The organism is Citrobacter sp. RHBSTW-00017 (assembly GCF_013797615.1).
Taxonomy (GTDB): domain Bacteria; phylum Pseudomonadota; class Gammaproteobacteria; order Enterobacterales; family Enterobacteriaceae; genus Citrobacter; species Citrobacter braakii.
This window is the reverse complement of record NZ_CP056899.1, coordinates 2234290-2250480: the sequence shown is the minus strand read 5'-3', so window position 1 is coordinate 2250480 and position 16191 is coordinate 2234290. Positions and strand designations below refer to the sequence as shown.

The 16191-nt window shown below is 49.6% G+C and carries 15 protein-coding genes and 2 pseudogenes; 9 read left to right on the top strand and 8 right to left on the bottom strand.

Going from position 1 to position 16191, the window contains the following annotated elements; translation table 11 throughout:
• Positions 1 to 13 precede the first annotated feature (13 nt).
• Both dadX and HV037_RS10925 read right to left on the bottom strand, forming a co-directional pair.
• Positions 14 to 1084, bottom strand: coding sequence for a catabolic alanine racemase DadX (gene dadX, locus HV037_RS10930; RefSeq protein WP_049269119.1), 1071 nt, complete (start codon positions 1082 to 1084; stop codon positions 14 to 16).
• 12 nt (positions 1085 to 1096) lie between these two features.
• Positions 1097 to 2395, bottom strand: a complete 1299-nt coding sequence (locus HV037_RS10925) for a D-amino acid dehydrogenase (protein WP_181500327.1) — start codon at positions 2393 to 2395, stop codon at positions 1097 to 1099.
• Positions 2396 to 2717: 322 nt separating this feature from the next.
• On the opposite strand from HV037_RS10925, the gene HV037_RS10920 reads away from it, so the two are divergent.
• Positions 2718 to 4250, top strand: a complete 1533-nt coding sequence (locus HV037_RS10920) for a SpoVR family protein (protein ID WP_003833557.1) — start codon at positions 2718 to 2720, stop codon at positions 4248 to 4250.
• A gap of 75 nt (positions 4251 to 4325) precedes the next feature.
• Here the strand turns inward: HV037_RS10920 and fadR are convergent, their stop codons facing one another.
• Entirely contained in the window at positions 4326 to 5045 is a 720-nt protein-coding gene (gene fadR / locus HV037_RS10915; RefSeq protein WP_016153370.1) for a fatty acid metabolism transcriptional regulator FadR, read from the bottom strand.
• 236 nt (positions 5046 to 5281) lie between these two features.
• Between fadR and nhaB the strand changes: the two genes are divergently transcribed.
• From nhaB to HV037_RS10895, 4 genes are all read left to right on the top strand, one after another.
• Positions 5282 to 6826, top strand: a complete 1545-nt coding sequence (gene nhaB / locus HV037_RS10910) for a Na(+)/H(+) antiporter NhaB (RefSeq protein ID WP_029139569.1) — start codon at positions 5282 to 5284, stop codon at positions 6824 to 6826.
• 141 nt (positions 6827 to 6967) lie between these two features.
• On the top strand, positions 6968 to 7498 hold the full coding sequence (dsbB, locus tag HV037_RS10905; RefSeq protein ID WP_003844060.1) for a disulfide bond formation protein DsbB: 531 nt from the start codon (positions 6968 to 6970) through the stop codon (positions 7496 to 7498).
• 110 nt (positions 7499 to 7608) lie between these two features.
• Complete coding sequence (locus HV037_RS10900) at positions 7609 to 7950, top strand: DUF1971 domain-containing protein (protein ID WP_016153372.1); 342 nt, start codon at positions 7609 to 7611, stop codon at positions 7948 to 7950.
• A 568-nt stretch (positions 7951 to 8518) separates the two neighbouring features.
• Positions 8519 to 9733 carry a hypothetical protein gene (locus HV037_RS10895; RefSeq protein ID WP_137352310.1) on the top strand — a complete coding sequence of 405 codons (1215 nt, stop codon included), beginning with the start codon at positions 8519 to 8521 and terminating at the stop codon, positions 9731 to 9733.
• 289 nt (positions 9734 to 10022) lie between these two features.
• On the opposite strand, the pseudogene HV037_RS10890 reads toward HV037_RS10895, so the two are convergent.
• Positions 10023 to 11090 (bottom strand): annotated as a pseudogene (locus HV037_RS10890) (IS3 family transposase).
• 73 nt (positions 11091 to 11163) lie between these two features.
• On the opposite strand from HV037_RS10890, the pseudogene HV037_RS10885 reads away from it, so the two are divergent.
• Positions 11164 to 11652, top strand: a pseudogene (locus HV037_RS10885) (tyrosine-type recombinase/integrase); the annotation flags it as partial.
• Here HV037_RS10885 and HV037_RS10880 read toward each other — a convergent pair.
• From HV037_RS10880 to HV037_RS10870, 3 genes are all read right to left on the bottom strand, one after another.
• Entirely contained in the window at positions 11649 to 12095 is a 447-nt protein-coding gene (locus HV037_RS10880; protein WP_016153373.1) for a YcgN family cysteine cluster protein, read from the bottom strand. The pseudogene HV037_RS10885 and the gene HV037_RS10880 overlap by 4 nt on opposite strands.
• 92 nt (positions 12096 to 12187) lie before the next feature.
• Positions 12188 to 12847 (bottom strand): fumarylacetoacetate hydrolase family protein, encoded by a 660-nt coding sequence (locus HV037_RS10875; protein WP_016156786.1) that lies wholly within the window; start codon positions 12845 to 12847, stop codon positions 12188 to 12190.
• 69 nt (positions 12848 to 12916) lie between these two features.
• On the bottom strand, positions 12917 to 13210 hold the full coding sequence (locus HV037_RS10870; protein WP_016153375.1) for a YcgL domain-containing protein: 294 nt from the start codon (positions 13208 to 13210) through the stop codon (positions 12917 to 12919).
• A 126-nt stretch (positions 13211 to 13336) separates the two neighbouring features.
• On the opposite strand from HV037_RS10870, the gene minC reads away from it, so the two are divergent.
• The 3 genes from minC to minE are packed head-to-tail and all read left to right on the top strand — an operon-like array spanning position 13337 to position 15150.
• The gene (gene minC / locus HV037_RS10865) at positions 13337 to 14044 is read left to right on the top strand and encodes a septum site-determining protein MinC (protein ID WP_016153376.1); all 708 of its coding nucleotides are present in this window, start codon (positions 13337 to 13339) and stop codon (positions 14042 to 14044) included.
• 23 nt (positions 14045 to 14067) lie between these two features.
• A complete protein-coding gene (gene minD / locus HV037_RS10860) occupies positions 14068 to 14880 on the top strand; it encodes a septum site-determining protein MinD (RefSeq protein WP_003020956.1) in 813 nt (270 codons plus the stop codon).
• Positions 14881 to 14883: 3 nt separating this feature from the next.
• Positions 14884 to 15150 (top strand): cell division topological specificity factor MinE, encoded by a 267-nt coding sequence (gene minE / locus HV037_RS10855; RefSeq protein ID WP_001185666.1) that lies wholly within the window; start codon positions 14884 to 14886, stop codon positions 15148 to 15150.
• 85 nt (positions 15151 to 15235) lie between these two features.
• Here minE and HV037_RS10850 read toward each other — a convergent pair whose 3' ends face one another.
• Positions 15236 to 16153 carry a LysR family transcriptional regulator gene (locus HV037_RS10850; RefSeq protein WP_016153377.1) on the bottom strand — a complete coding sequence of 306 codons (918 nt, stop codon included), beginning with the start codon at positions 16151 to 16153 and terminating at the stop codon, positions 15236 to 15238.
• Between the last annotated feature and the right edge of the window lie 38 nt (positions 16154 to 16191).

Here is a 16191-nt window from a genome sequence, read left to right as displayed (position 1 = left end):
GGCTTCATATACGTTACACCGTCACAACCGGCACGCGCAGCGCCAGAGAACACATCAACTCGTAGCCCACCGTACCCGCTGCGCTGGCCACATCGTCAATTTTAATCTCTTTGCCCCACAGCTCTACCGGCGTCCCGATCCCCGCCTGCGGACACGGTGTCAGATCTACCGCCAGCATATCCATTGAGACCGTCCCCACCGTTGTAGTGCGTACGCCGTCCACCAGCACCGGCGTTCCGCTTGGCGCATGGCGCGGATAACCGTCTGCATACCCGGTCGCCACAATGCCAATACGCTGCTCGCCACTGGCGGTATAGCGTCCCCCGTAGCCCACCCGGTCTCCTGCTTTCAGCGTCTGTATGCCGATTATCTCACTGCTCAGGGTCATGACCGGTTTCAGGCCAGTATTGGCGATGTCCCGCCACTGTCCCGAAGGTGACGCGCCATACAAAATAATGCCCGGGCGCACCCAGTCATAATGTGCTTCAGGGTGCCACAGCGTGGCGGCCGAATTGGACAGCGACCGTCTGCACTCCAGCCCTTCTGTCGCCTGTGCAATCCGCGCCATGGCGTCCTGAATACCTTCCGGGTGCTCCGCATCTGCAAAGTGGGACATCAGCGTCATTTCACCGACGTTGGGCATTGCCCGCAGCTGTTGCCAGACCGTTGATATTCTTTCCGGTAAGAAACCCAGTCGGTTCATGCCGCTGTTCACCTTCAGGTAAACATCCAGCGGCGCGTTGAGGCGCGCATTCTGCAGCGCTTTTAATTGCCAGTTACTGTGTACACAGGTGGTCAGACGATATTTGTCATACACCATCAGGTCTTCGGCGTGGAAAAATCCCTCCAGCATGAGTATCGGGCCTTTCCACCCGCGCTCACGCAGGGTTATCGCTTCTTCAAGATTGAGCATGGCAAAACCGTCGGTTGTGCCCAGCGCATTCCAGACACGTTCAATGCCGTGTCCGTATGCATTGGCTTTCACCACCGACCAGACGCGGGCGTCCGGCGCGGCCTGGCGGGTAATGGTCAGGTTTTGTTTCAACGCCTGCAGGTCAATGCTGGCCAGTATCGGGCGAGTCATCTCACGTCCTTATCAGTTATGTGCGCCATGTAAATGCCGTGGACGAGATGGGGTAAACCCCGGGCTGTAACGCGCCACGCTCAGATCGTCGTAAGGAATGGCTGGTGTGCGGCCTGACAGAATGTCGCTCAGCAACTGACCCGAACCGCAGGCCATGGTCCAGCCCAGCGTGCCGTGGCCGGTATTAAGCAGTAGATTCTTAAAGCGCGTTCGCCCGATCACTGGCGTACCGTCCGGCGTCATCGGACGCAGCCCGGTCCAGAAGGTTGCCTGCTCCACATGCCCACCGCGTGGGAAGAGATCGCGGACGACCATCTCCAGCGTCTCACGACGGGGTTGCAGCAATTCCGTATTGAAGCCGACAATCTCCGCCATGCCGCCAACGCGAATACGTTTATCAAAGCGGGTAATGGCGATTTTGTAGGTTTCATCAAGGATCGTTGAAACCGGCGCGCCGTCATCTTGCGCCACCGGAATGGTCAATGAATAGCCTTTGAGCGGATAGACCGGAATATCAACGATCCCCTTCAGCATCGCCGTAGAGTACGAGCCGAACGCCATTACATAGGCATCGGCTTTGACTATCTCCTCGCCACACTGAACGCCATAAATCTGCTCACCATCGCTCAACAGCTTATCGACCGGAGTATTAAAGCGAAATTTCACACCCGCCTGCTCCGCCATCAGCGCCAGACGCTGGGTAAACAGCTGGCAGTCACCGGTTTCGTCATTCGGTAAACGCAGACCGCCGGTCAGCTTGTGTGCCACTTCCGCCAGCGCCGGTTCAACTTCCGCCAGACGGCTTGCTTCCAGGAGCTGATACGGCACGCCGGCGTCTTCGAGGACGGCGATGTCGCGGGTCGCGTTCTCATACTGTTGAGCGGTACGGAACAGTTGCAACGTTCCGCCCTGGCGTCCTTCGTACTCGATACCGGTAGAGGCGCGTAGCGCTTTCAGGCAATCACGGCTGTATTCCGCCAGTCGCACCATCCGGACCTTGTTTTCCATGTAATGGCTGGTGTCGCAGTTACGTAGCATCTGCCACATCCATTTCAACTGGAACTGCGTCCCGTCGAGGCGAACGGCCAGCGGCGCATGGCGCTGAAACATCCATTTAATTGCTTTAAGCGGTACACCTGGCGCCGCCCAGGGTGCTGCATAACCTGGAGAGATTTGCCCCGCGTTCGCCGCACTGGTTTCCAGTGCCGGACCGGGCTCACGATCAATGACGGTGACATCGTGTCCAGCCTGACTTAAGTACCAGGCGCTGGTCACGCCAACGACACCACTTCCCAGTATGACAACTCGCATAGCCACTCCGTTAACAGTAAAAGAACAATCATCTAATTACATCTTGATAACTCAGTTGAAAATATTATTCAACATATGGCTTTTTTATGGTGACTTATCTCACATATGGCGGTGATGGCGGGGAACTCCCTGCTTTGGTATCTCCTGCTGTGCGTTATTTTTATCCAGCATAAAATTTTGCGGCCATACCGTTTTTCGACGCCTCGCTAACAAGAAATCGCAAAGAAAAAAATTCAGCCGCAGCACGTTTTTTAACACCATGATCTATGCTTGAAATGAGGTACTCCAGACAGAGAGTGCCGCCAACAATGAGGGTGCGCGAATGGCTACGATTGATTCCATGAACAAGGACAGCACACGGTTAAGCGATGGACCCGACTGGACGTTTGATCTGCTGGATGTCTATCTGGCGGAAATAGACCGCGTGGCGAAACTCTACAGACTGGATACCTACCCGCACCAAATCGAGGTGATCACCTCCGAACAAATGATGGACGCTTACTCCAGCGTCGGGATGCCAATCAACTATCCTCACTGGTCGTTTGGTAAAAAATTTATTGAAACCGAGCGTTTGTATAAGCATGGTCAGCAGGGGCTGGCCTATGAGATTGTTATCAACTCCAATCCGTGTATCGCGTATTTGATGGAGGAGAACACCATCACCATGCAGGCGTTGGTGATGGCGCATGCCTGCTACGGACATAACTCCTTCTTTAAAAACAACTATTTGTTCCGTAGCTGGACGGATGCCAGCTCCATCGTCGATTACCTGATCTTCGCGCGAAACTATATTACCCAGTGTGAAGAGCGTTACGGCGTGGATGAAGTCGAAAAGCTCCTCGACTCCTGTCACGCGCTGATGAACTACGGCGTGGATCGTTACAAACGCCCGCAAAAAATCTCCCTACAGGAAGAGAAAGCCCGACAGAAAAGCCGTGAAGAGTATCTGCAAAGCCAGGTAAATATGTTGTGGCGTACGCTGCCGAAGAAAGAGGAAGAGAAAACCGTTGCGGAAGCCCGACGTTATCCTTCTGAACCGCAGGAGAACCTTCTGTACTTCATGGAGAAGAACGCCCCGCTGCTGGAATCCTGGCAACGCGAAGTGCTGCGCATTGTGCGCAAGGTCAGCCAGTATTTTTATCCGCAGAAACAGACCCAGGTGATGAACGAAGGGTGGGCCACTTTCTGGCATTACACCATCCTTAATCACCTTTATGACGAAGGTAAAGTCACCGAACGGTTTATGCTGGAGTTTTTACATAGCCATACCAACGTGGTATTCCAGCCGCCGTACAACAGCCCGTGGTATAGCGGGATAAATCCCTATGCTCTGGGTTTTGCCATGTTCCAGGATATTAAACGAATTTGTCAGTCGCCTACCGAAGAGGACAAATACTGGTTCCCGGATATAGCAGGTTCTGACTGGCTGGAAACCCTGCATTTCGCGATGCGCGATTTCAAAGATGAGAGCTTCATCAGCCAGTTCCTGTCACCGAAGGTTATGCGTGATTTCCGCCTGTTCACCGTGCTGGATGACGATCGTCATAATTATCTGGAGATTTCCGCGATTCACAACGAGGAAGGATATCGTGAGATCCGCAACAGGCTGTCGTCGCAATATAACCTGAGCAACCTTGAGCCGAATATTCAAATCTGGAATGTCGATCTGCGCGGCGACCGCTCGCTCACCTTGCGCTATATTCCGCATAATCGCGCTCCGCTGGATAAAGGACGCAAAGAGGTGCTCAAGCATGTGCACCGGCTCTGGGGTTTTGACGTGATGCTGGAGCAGCAGAATGAAGACGGCAGTGTGGAACTGCTGGAGCGTTGCCCGCCGAGGATGAACGGTCTGTAAATCTTATTGCCGGATGGCGACGCGAAAACGTCTTATCCGGCCTACAATGCATTTCGTAGGCCGGATAAGCTGCGATTAGCGCCCCTGAATAGCTAAATCGCCCGGCAGGTTTTTCTGCATACGATGCCAAATCTCGCCGCTGTCGTGACCATAGCGACGCACCGTTTCATATACCTGCTCATGAGCACCCTGATCACAAAGTTCTGACAGCTTACGGTAAAAGCTCAGCGCCAGCGCGCGGGCTTCCGGATTGGCGAAATAATGGCGGCCAATGCGGGTATATAATCCCTTCATTCCATTGAGGATCAAACCGTAAATCGGATTGCCAGAGGCAAATGCCAGACCGCGGAAAATGTTATAGTCCAGATCGGCGAACGCATCAGCATGGTCGGCCACCTGATTTGCCGTTGCCAGAACCTCCTGCGCTTTATCAGGATGCTGGCGAAACGCGGTACGAACAAAGATCGTCGAGATGTTGGTACGCACGGACAGCAGATTATCAATAAGCTGCGGCACGCTCTCGTGATCGAGACGCGCCAGCGTTTCAAGGATATTTAGCCCGGAGGTTTCCCAGAAGTTATTCACCTTCGTCGGCTTGCCGTGTTGAATGGTCAACCAGCCGTCCCGCGCCAGACGCTGTAATACCTCGCGTAACGTGGTACGTGTCACTCCAATCAGTTCAGAGAGTTCACGTTCAGCAGGCAAAATAGTGCCAGGTGGGAAGCGGTTATTCCAGATACTTTCAATGATGTACTCTTCCGCGAACCCAGCCGGGCTTTGCGCCTTAATGACCATAGTGATAATTCCATTACACAGCAAAACATAGTTACAGTTATCATACCAGACGGGCTACATGGCTGATAGCTGACGCAATGAAGAAAAAGTGGATCAAGGCTTCATTTTCCAGATTACGCTGAAGCACAGCCAGCCTTGTCCGTCGCGTGAATAGCTTGCCTGTACTCCCTCCTCCCGCTAAGCTTTGCGGTCAAACATAAAAACATGATTTCATTTTTAAAGGTAGGGAAATCACCATGGAGCTATCATGGGGCCGCGCTATGTGGCGCAATTTTTTAGGTCAATCACCTGACTGGTACAAACTTGCACTACTCGTATTCTTAGTCGTTAACCCGGTTATATTTTTCATCAATCCCTTTATTGCGGGCTGGCTGTTGGTGGCCGAGTTCATTTTTACGCTGGCGATGGCGTTAAAATGTTACCCGCTGCTACCAGGCGGGCTGCTAGCCATCGAGGCGGTCATCATCGGCATGACCAGCGCCACACATGTGCGTGAAGAGGTTGCCGCTAACCTTGAGGTGCTATTGCTGCTGATGTTTATGGTGGCTGGCATCTACTTTATGAAGCAGTTGCTGCTGTTTATTTTCACCCGCCTACTGCTTACGATTCGCTCCAAGATGCTGCTGTCGCTGGCATTTTGCGTTGCCGCCGCCTTCCTTTCTGCATTCCTGGATGCGCTGACCGTCGTTGCCGTGGTAATCAGCGTAGCGGTTGGTTTTTATGGTATTTACCATCGCTTCGCCTCTTCCCGCACGGAAGACAACAATATGCTCGATGATAGCCATATCGATCAGCACAATAAGGTCGTACTGGAGCAGTTCCGTGGTTTTCTGCGCAGCCTGATGATGCATGCGGGTGTCGGTACGGCGTTAGGCGGCGTAATGACTATGGTCGGCGAACCGCAAAACCTGATTATCGCCAAAGCGGCTGGCTGGCATTTTGGTGACTTTTTCCTGCGCATGTCGCCGGTCACCGTCCCGGTGCTGATTTGCGGCCTGTTAACCTGCATGCTGGTTGAGAAATTGCGCTGGTTTGGCTATGGCGAAACGCTGCCGGAGACCGTCCGCGATGTCCTGCAACAGTTTGACGATCAAAGCCGTCAGCAGCGTACTCGTCAGGAAAAAATCAAACTGATTGTTCAGGCGATTATCGGTATCTGGCTGGTGGTTGCCCTGGCCCTGCATCTGGCGGAAGTCGGATTAATCGGTCTGTCCGTCATTATCCTGGCCACGTCGTTGACCGGCGTTACTGACGAACACGCGATTGGTAAAGCGTTTACCGAGTCGCTGCCTTTCACTGCCCTGCTAACCGTGTTCTTCTCTATCGTTGCGGTGATTATCGATCAACAGCTCTTTTCACCGATTATTCAGTTTGTTTTGCAGTCCTCTGAACATGCTCAACTGACGCTGTTCTATCTCTTTAACGGCCTGCTGTCTTCTATCTCTGATAACGTGTTTGTCGGCACCATCTACATTAACGAAGCCAAAGCCGCGTTGGAACATGGGACCATCAGCCTTAACCAATTTGAGCTGTTAGCGGTGGCGATCAATACCGGGACTAACCTGCCTTCCGTTGCTACACCAAACGGCCAGGCGGCATTCCTGTTCCTGCTGACCTCTGCGCTGGCACCATTGATTCGACTCTCTTATGGCCGCATGGTGTGGATGGCTCTGCCTTATACTCTCGTCCTGACGCTGGTTGGTCTGCTTTGCGTCGAGTTCACGCTTGTTCCGGTGACTGAGTGGATGACCCAGGCGGGCTGGTTAGCTACACTTTCATAACAATTTACCGGGCAAATCACTGCCCGGTTTGACTTTTTGCATGATAATTATCCGATTACTCAAATTTTCAATTCCTGCTAGTGGCGCATAAATTGAATTGGTTTAAACTGCGCTCTCTACGCATGTTGCAGGGAAATTATTATGTTGCGATTTTTAAACCAGTGCTCCCGAGGTCGTGGTGCATGGTTATTGTTGGCGTTAACCGCCTTTGCGCTGGAGCTTGTCGCGCTGTGGTTCCAGCACGTCATGCTGCTAAAACCTTGCGTGTTGTGTATTTACGAACGTAGCGCATTATTTGGCGTGATGGGCGCGGGGCTGGTGGGGGCTATCGCACCAAAAACGCCGCTGCGCTATGTGGCGATGATTATCTGGATTTACAGTGCCTGGCGCGGACTTCAGTTAGCGTATGAGCACACCATGATTCAGTTGCACCCATCACCGTTTATGACCTGTGATTTTGCCGCACGCTTCCCGAGCTGGCTGCCGCTGGACAAATGGCTGCCGCAGGTGTTTTTAGCATCCGGTGACTGTGCTGAACGCCAGTGGTCTTTTTTAACCCTGGAAATGCCACAGTGGCTGTTGGGGATCTTCGCCGCTTACCTGGTGGTCGCCGTGCTGGTGGTGATAGCACAGCCGTTTAAACCGAAAAAACGTGACCTCTTCGGTCGCTAACAGAGACGCTCCTTCGGGAGCGTTTTTTTTGCCTTAAATTCATTGCCTGCTGGCATCTATAAGATGTATATTAAATACATCTTATAGATGCCACACCAAGGAGATGTCTGATGTCCCATTTACGCATCCCGGCAAACTGGAAAGTAAAACGCTCTACTCCCTTCTTTACCAAAGACAACGTCCCGGCAGCACTTCTTTCTCACCATAACACCGCAGCAGGCGTGTTTGGACAGCTCTGCGTAATGGAAGGTACGGTAACGTATTATGGCTTTGCCAATGAAGACGCAAAAGAACCTGAAGTGAAAGTGGTGATTAATGCCGGTCAGTTCGCAACCAGCCCACCGCAGTACTGGCATCGCGTTGAATTAAGCGACGATGCGCAATTCAACATTAACTTCTGGGTGGAAGATGACAACCACTCCGATGAGATGTATCAGGCGAAAAAGTCTTAACCCTTAACGCCTGCTAATCGATGGGCGGCTCAGTCCGCCCATGAAGGTTTGTTCAGAATAGGCGGCACTATTAAATTATTGTGCGTCGAAGTGAACCGAAAGCAGTCATAAAGCAGAGTATTAGCGCAAGAAGAATCACCACCTTAGAGGTTTTGAGTTGTTTTGCGCTAATTTTTTGCCCCATCCATGCCCCATCACTCTTTACATTTTTGAAAAAAATGGCAAAGCCTAGCAAAGTTATGAGTGTCTCATATCTGAGTGAAGTCTCTATGCAGTAAGCTCAGGCCATTCAACGTCCGAATCTTTTGTTGTATCAACGCGCATGAACAAATTCCATGTACTTTTTCCATTCCGATAACCATTTGCATCATCAACTTGCGACCGCGGCTATGGATGAAGGTCAAATGTTGGTGCATAATACTCAGCATTTCATAATGTTACTATATAGGTTGGATCGGTATAATTTATGCCTTTAAAGTTAGATGGTAAAGTAAACTATAAATATATATACACATTAACATCATTTGCATTTATGATATTTTGCACGATGATGTTCTATCCTGGATGGATGAGTGTTGACTCTACTATTCAATATAATGAATCCCTTACTGGTCATTATAATTCATGGCAACCAGTGATAATGGCATGGTGGTGGGGTAAGTTAAATTTAATCGACTCAGGACCGGGTATTTTCCTTATTCAAAATCAGATCTGTTATTGGCTTGGTCTTTACCTGTTATCTATGACTCTGCACAGAAGAATCGGGTATTTATCTGTTGCGGTGTTGATTGTCGGCGCTGCCCCGCAAGTTCTTCTTGTTACCGCTCAGATATGGAAGGATGTCGTTTTTTCATCACTGATGATTTTAGCAATTGGACTAACATTTAATTCAATTGAGAATAAATTATTCTCAATCACAAGGCTGATTGTTTTAGTTGTTATAATGTCACTTGCATGCGGAAGTAAAACTAATGGGATACCAGTAGCATTGGTAATCATGGCGTGGTGGTTTTATTACGACGATAATTGTAAAAATGTCGTAAGAAAGCTTTCACTTTACATTGGGTCAAACGCCATCATTATATTGCTTCCTGTTATTATTGTTAGCACTCTTAATGTTACAAAGACATCACCATTGCAATATATCCAAAGCTACGATTTACTAGGGATGGGCATAGCAGAAGGTGAAGTTCTTCTTCCTGATTATATTGTGAGAAAAGTCGGCATTGATAAAGAGAATGCAAAGTCGTTTTATTGGGCCGGAAGCAATAACTTAATGTTTTACGGTACTAAGGCTGGAAACCTTACATCAGTTGATGATTCTGAGGTTAGTGCGTTAAGTAAGAAATGGATGCAGGAGATAATGAATAGCCCATTAACCTATCTTAATGTAAGACTTGATACATTTAGAGAATTACTCAGGGTTGGCAGTGGGACTCCTGCATGGGTTGTGCAAGAAGGTAGCGTAGAAAACCCTTGGGGAATTAAATTCTCACCTAACAAGGCAAGCTCACTGTATATGGAAACGATAAAATCGATGCCATATATCTACCTGCCATGGATTTATTTACTTCTTTCTTTGATGTCAACAATTGCATTTCTTTTTACTAGAAATGGGATAAAGAGTATAGGCCTGTTGCTGGGAATATCATGCTTCATATTTGCAGCGCCTCATTTCTTCATCACACCTGCATCTGACTACAGGTATCTTCATTTCTCCATCCTGTGCGCTATGATTCAATTTGTCATATTGCTTGGTTTCATGATCAAGATGGATAAATGAAAAAAAACTTCTATCGCTATTACATTATAGAGGGTTAATAAACCTACTCAGGAATGGCAGGCTATACTGGTTTAGATGTGTCTAAGCGCATTAATTCTAACCAGTAAACCTGCCATTTAATTAAATCATCGTCCTCTGTTTCTTTTCCTCTATCAGAGGCGTATTCCTCAATTCAATCTCCTCGTCTGCAATTTGTTTCAACCTCTTCTGCTCGGCCTCTGTCTGGGGAATGAGCTCTTCTAATGTTTTCTCTGGCAGCTCAGTGATTGATACTGTAAATAGACCCGTTTTAGTTCCATGCATTTTTTGAGATCCCGGTCAAATAATAGTGTTGTCGGTATTCCTCCGGTGTCATATTGTTCAGTGATTCATGCGGGCGTTCACAGTTATATTCTGATAACCATTTCTCCGTGATTTCCCGCACTTCATTCAGCGTTCTGAACAGATAAAAATCGAGTATTTCTGTACGGTATGTCCGGTTAAAGCGCTCAATGAAAGCGTTCTGCGTCGGCTTACCTGGCTGGATAAATTCCAGTTTTACTGCATGTTTCTCTGCCCATTCAGCCAGTGCCAGAGAGATAAATTCCGGACCATTATCCATGCGCAGCATGACCGGATACCCGCGATTTGCCGCGATCCTGTCGAGTACACGGACCACTCGCTGAGATGGCAGATTCAGATCGATTTCAATCGACAACGCCTCACGGTTAAAGTCATCAACGACATTGAACGTGCGAAAACGACGGCCACAGACCAGGGCATCATGCATAAAATCGACAGACCAGCTCTGATTCAGCGCTTCCTGCGTGGCCAGTGGCGAGGGATTACGCACCGGCAACCACTGTTTGCCCTTTCGGCGAAAATTCAGTTTCAGCAGACAGTAAATACGGTGGATCCTTTTGTGATTCCACGGGTATCCCTGCCGCCGCAAAACCTGAAAAAGTTTCGGAAAACCGTATCGTGGGTATCGCTCGGCCACTGCCTGCAACGCGACAATAACGGGTTCGTCACGCGTGGTATCCGGACGGTAATGGTAAACCGTTCTGCTCAGGTTCAGACTCCGGCAGGCCTGACGGATACTGAGTCCAAATGTCGTTATCAGATGAGTGACCAGCTCACGCTTAAAGGCTGGTTTTAAAGCTTTTTTCGATAACGTCTTTCAGCGCCCGGTTCTCATCCTCAAGATCCTTGATTTTTTAATATCAGAAGCCTCCATACCGCCGTATCTGGACTTTCAGTTGTAGTAGGTGGCTTCAGAGATACCGGTCTCCCGGCAGACATCCTTAACAGTTCGTCCGGTTTCAACCGACTTAATCACGGCGATGATCAGATGCTCAGTAAAACGGGCTTTACGCATAGCGATCTCCTTTGTTGGCAGATTGATTATGCCGGAGGATCTCTAAATGTGAATGGCACGATTATGCGGGATACTTACACTTACTACCCCGGCTATCGAGGCACTAAAAAGCCAGATGGCTTACACCAGGATGGGGAAACAACACCAGATAGACGTTCACCTCAGAGAGTTTGGCAGAACTTGCCGGGATGAATGCACATTTGTTTTTGTTCTTAGGTTAACGGCAAGGAATGGTAAAAGAGGTGAATGGTATTCGCCCGGGTCATTCTCAGGAACGTGGAACAACATATTAAGAAGGAGCGGCATTCCGCACCGCAAGTCATATGAGTCTCGACACACATATGCTTGCTGGGCATTAAGCGCCGGAGCCAACCCCAACTTCATTGCGGCTCAAATGGGGCATACGTCAGCACAGATGGTTTACAGCGTTTACGGTAAATGGATGAAAGACAACAATGACAACCAACTGGCAATATTGAACGCTAATTTTGGAGGTAATGCCCCACAGATGCCACATGCTCAAAACGAGAAGAAACAAAACCATTTAAACTCATGTAGTTAGTCCGCCCATGAAGGTTTGTTCAGGATATGATCCTGCCAGTCACGCACTTCCGACTCTTTCACCGCAATATGACGAACCGAGATACGTTCACCGTGCATCGCCGCTTTTGATCCTGTCAGCAACGGGTGCCACTCCGGCAGCCCTTTTCCTTCTGCGAGCAGACGATAGGCGCAGGTCATCGGCAACCATTCAAAAGTCGGCAGATTATCACGCGTCAGTTTGATGCAGTCAGGCTCGTACTCGAATCGACGTTCGTAATTACGACACTGGCAGGTTTTAATGTTGAGCTGACGACAGGCGACGTTGGTAAAGTAGATTTCGTCAGTGTCTTCATCCATCAGCTTATGCAGGCAGCATTGACCGCACCCGTCACATAATGACTCCCACTCGGCATCGGTCATTTCATCAAGGGTTTTACTTTGCCAGAAAGGTATGTCGCTCATCAGGGTTTCCGCTATTGCAATAAAGCTGCACCTTATAACCAGTCTGGCACGCTGATGCAAGTTTTGCCGCCCGAAAAGGCGGCAAGCAGAGATTACAGCACGCGGGTTGTTAGCGTTTGACCGTGAAAACTGATGGCCAGTTCGTCGCCGCTGCTTAAAGGTCCCACGCCTGCTGGCGTTCCCGTTAGCACCACATCGCCCGCTTTGAGGGTAAAGAAACGGCTCATATAAGCAATCAAGGGAACGATGTGATGGATCATGTCCGCCGTGGAGCCGTGCTGGCGAGTTTCACCGTTGACCGTTAATCCAAGCATCGTATCCTGCGGATCGCCATTAAATTCCGCCACCGGAATAAATCCAGACAGCGGGCAAGAGTTATCAAAACCCTTCGCTTTTTCCCATGGCTGCCCCGCCTTCTTCATTTTGCCCTGAATATCGCGCAGGGTCAGATCCAGCGCGACACCATAACCGGCAATGGCTTTGCGCACATGATCTTCTGTCGCTTGCCGCAGGGTCGCGCCAATCAGCACAGCCAGCTCAACTTCATGGTGGACAGACCCCATATCAGATGGGATCACCAGCGGCTGGCGCAAATCGCACAGCGCGGTTTCCGGTTTAATAAACAGAACCGGTTCTTCCGGGGTAGTTCCACCCATCTCTTTAATATGGTTGGCATAGTTACTCCCTACGCAAACCACCTTACTCACCGGATAATCCAGCAGAGCACCATGCCAGTTGTGATGTTGATACATTACTTTCCCCTAACGTAGTCATAGATTTCAGGTACTGCATCGATGGAACGTGCTGCTGCCGGATGCAGTTTAACGTTTAGCGTCTGGTGTATTTTGTTTTGCCGCTGCCAGATGCTGTTTAAGTAAATCTTCTGGCGGCGGGGGTATTTGTAAATAATAGCCCTGCTCAGTCAGGGCCTGTTTTACTTTTTCAAGATCGGCATTAACTAATTTTTTACGCCCATCAAGCGGTAACATCATTGCCAGCGTCGGCTGACCAAATCCTCTCATCAGTTCTTCAGGAACGCGCGAGAAATCGTCTTTTTTTTCGACATATAAATAGGTCTGGTCACGTTTGCTGCTTCGGTAGATCACACAAAACATATCTTTTACTCTGAATTCACGGAATGGTGGCTTGCCTCAATATAATACTGACTATAACATGCCTTATAGTCTTCGGAATATCACCCCGCGCTGGGGATGATAAATAGCAAATTGAGTAAGGCCAGGATGTCAAACACGCCAATCGAGCTTAAAGGCAGTAGCTTCACCTTATCAGTGGTTCATTTACATGAAGCAGAACCCGAGGTTATTCGTCAGGCGTTGGAAGACAAAATCGCGCAGGCACCGGCTTTTTTAAAACATGCTCCCGTGGTGGTTAACGTGAGTGGTCTTGAAAGCCCGGTAAACTGGTCAGCGCTGCAGAAAGTGGTCGCGTCTACCGGATTGCGCATTATTGGCGTTAGCGGATGCAAAGACGCCAGACTAAAGGCAGAAATCGACGAAATGGGTCTTCCTTTACTGACTGAAGGTAAAGAAAAAGCTATTCGTCCTGCGCCTGTTGAGGTCCCGGCTCCCGTCGCTCCGCCGCAAAACGTTACTCCCATCACAAAAACACGATTAATAAATGTGCCGGTTCGTTCCGGTCAGCGCATTTATGCTCCACAATGTGATCTGATTGTTACAAGCCACGTCAGTGCGGGCGCAGAGCTTATCGCTGATGGCAATATTCATGTTTATGGAATGATGAGAGGCCGTGCGCTGGCAGGTGCAAGCGGCGATCGTGAAGCGCAAATTTTTTGTACCCATCTGACGGCAGAACTGGTGTCTATCGCAGGTGTTTATTGGCTGAGTGATAAAATCCCAGCAGAATTTTATGGCAAAGCGGCCCGTCTGCAATTAGCAGAGAACGCTTTGACAGTTCAACCGTTGAATTGATCCCTTTTTAACAAGGAATTTCTATGGCACGCATTATTGTTGTTACTTCGGGTAAAGGGGGCGTTGGCAAAACCACCTCCAGCGCGGCCATCGCTACAGGTTTGGCCCAGAAGGGAAAGAAAACTGTCGTTATTGATTTTGATATCGGCCTGCGTAACCTCGATCTGATTATGGGTTGTGAACGCCGCGTCGTTTACGACTTCGTCAACGTTATTCAGGGCGATGCGTCGTTAAATCAGGCGTTAATCAAAGATAAGCGTACCGAAAATCTCTTTATTCTTCCGGCCTCACAGACTCGCGATAAAGACGCGCTGACGCGTGAAGGCGTCGCGAAAGTTCTGGACGACCTGAAAACGATGGAATTCGATTTCATCGTCTGCGACTCCCCGGCGGGTATTGAAACCGGCGCGCTGATGGCCCTGTATTTTGCCGATGAAGCGATTATCACCACTAACCCGGAAGTCTCCTCTGTACGTGACTCTGACCGTATTCTGGGTATTCTGGCGTCGAAATCTCGTCGTGCGGAAAACGGTGAAGATCCGATTAAAGAGCATTTGTTGCTGACGCGCTACAACCCTGGCCGCGTAAATAAAGGTGACATGCTGAGCATGGAAGACGTACTGGAAATTCTGCGAATCAAGCTGGTTGGCGTGATTCCTGAAGATCAGTCAGTCCTGCGCGCGTCTAACCAGGGTGAGCCGGTTATTCTCGACATCAATGCTGATGCCGGTAAAGCCTATGCTGATACCGTAGACCGTCTGTTGGGAGAAGAACGTCCTTTCCGCTTCATTGAAGAAGAGAAGAAAGGTTTCCTCAAACGCCTGTTCGGAGGATAAGTTATGGCATTACTGGATTTTTTTCTCTCGCGGAAAAAGAGCACAGCGAACATCGCTAAAGAGCGACTGCAGATTATTGTTGCGGAACGTCGTCGTAGTGACGCCGAGCCACATTATTTACCGCAACTGAGGAAAGATATTCTCGAGGTTATCTGCAAGTATGTACAAATTGATCCCGAAATGGTCACCGTACAGCTTGAACAAAAAGACGGCGATATTTCTATCCTCGAACTTAACGTGACATTACCTGAAGCTGAAGAGTCTAAATAACGGCTTTGCTCAGTGAGTTATAGTTGCAAAAAAGGCAGATTATTCTGCCTTTTTTATTTTCAGTTTCTTGCCAGCTGTTGCGGATTTATTCCAAAGTAAACTTTGGATAGTTTTCGGCAAAATAGCGGCGCAAATACTCAACCGTAATACGGATTTTTGCCGACGTCGCCAGCCGAGAAACATAAACCGCCCATATATTTGCTGGTTGATAATACTCGGGTAATACGTGTACCAAATGTCCACCGGCAATGTTGTCGCAAACGTCCCACCACGAACGCAGGGCAATTCCCTGCCCATCAAGACACCACTGATGTACCACTTCGCCATGATTAGACGACAGAGGCCCCGTAACTTTAATTGAGTGAGCGCCCTCTTTATTACGCATTTGCCAGATGCCAAACGGATGGTCGCGCTCTTTGATAACCAGACAAGGAAAAGTGGAGAGATCGTTGAGTTGCTTCGGCGTCCCGTGCTGCGCCACAAATTCCGGCGAGGCGCACAGAATACGGTAGTTAGTCGCCAGCTTGCGGGCAATCAGGTTCGGCGCGATATCATCCCCGATACGAATATCAAGATCGACGCCCTCATTCACCATATCCACCAGGCGGTCTTCAACATCGAACCTCAGTTCTAACTGCGGGTACGCTTTTGCCAGCGCAGACAGCGCCGGAGCCACCACCCGGCGGCCAAAACCAAAGCTACTAATAATGCGTAGCATCCCCTGCGGGATCTGCCTGGCATCAGACAACTCGTCCATCATCTGATCGACATCCTGCAGGATCCGCTGCGCCCATTCGTAGATCCGCTCCCCCTCTTCCGTGATGGTTACACGCCGCGTTGTCCGGTGCAGCAGCACCACGTTCAGCGTCTGCTCCAGCAGGGCTACTCGCTTACTGATAAAAGCCGGTGATACACCCAGTTCCTCGGCAACGGCGGCAAATCCTGCCCGACGGGCAACCAGCATAAAGACGCGTAAATCATTTAGCAGCGGCAGATTATTCATGATCTGTGTTTTATGTTTCACCAGTTAGGGGGATTAAC

Bases quoted from the DNA above. Each gene is read 5' to 3' on its own strand.
- HV037_RS10850 (WP_016153377.1), bottom strand. From the start codon at position 16,153: ATGAATAATCTGCCGCTGCTAAATGATTTACGCGTCTTTATGCTGGTT.
- HV037_RS10880 (WP_016153373.1), bottom strand. From the start codon at position 12,095: ATGAGCGACATACCTTTCTGGCAAAGTAAAACCCTTGATGAAATGACC.
- nhaB (WP_029139569.1), top strand. From the start codon at position 5,282: ATGGAGCTATCATGGGGCCGCGCTATGTGGCGCAATTTTTTAGGTCAA.
- minE (WP_001185666.1), top strand. From the start codon at position 14,884: ATGGCATTACTGGATTTTTTTCTCTCGCGGAAAAAGAGCACAGCGAAC.
- fadR (WP_016153370.1), bottom strand. From the start codon at position 5,045: ATGGTCATTAAGGCGCAAAGCCCGGCTGGGTTCGCGGAAGAGTACATC.
- minD (WP_003020956.1), top strand. From the start codon at position 14,068: ATGGCACGCATTATTGTTGTTACTTCGGGTAAAGGGGGCGTTGGCAAA.
- HV037_RS10870 (WP_016153375.1), bottom strand. From the start codon at position 13,210: ATGTTTTGTGTGATCTACCGAAGCAGCAAACGTGACCAGACCTATTTA.
- HV037_RS10875 (WP_016156786.1), bottom strand. From the start codon at position 12,847: ATGTATCAACATCACAACTGGCATGGTGCTCTGCTGGATTATCCGGTG.
- dadX (WP_049269119.1), bottom strand. From the start codon at position 1,084: ATGACTCGCCCGATACTGGCCAGCATTGACCTGCAGGCGTTGAAACAA.
- HV037_RS10900 (WP_016153372.1), top strand. From the start codon at position 7,609: ATGTCCCATTTACGCATCCCGGCAAACTGGAAAGTAAAACGCTCTACT.
- HV037_RS10895 (WP_137352310.1), top strand. From the start codon at position 8,519: ATGAGTGTTGACTCTACTATTCAATATAATGAATCCCTTACTGGTCAT.
- HV037_RS10925 (WP_181500327.1), bottom strand. From the start codon at position 2,395: ATGCGAGTTGTCATACTGGGAAGTGGTGTCGTTGGCGTGACCAGCGCC.
- HV037_RS10920 (WP_003833557.1), top strand. From the start codon at position 2,718: ATGGCTACGATTGATTCCATGAACAAGGACAGCACACGGTTAAGCGAT.
- minC (WP_016153376.1), top strand. From the start codon at position 13,337: ATGTCAAACACGCCAATCGAGCTTAAAGGCAGTAGCTTCACCTTATCA.
- dsbB (WP_003844060.1), top strand. From the start codon at position 6,968: ATGTTGCGATTTTTAAACCAGTGCTCCCGAGGTCGTGGTGCATGGTTA.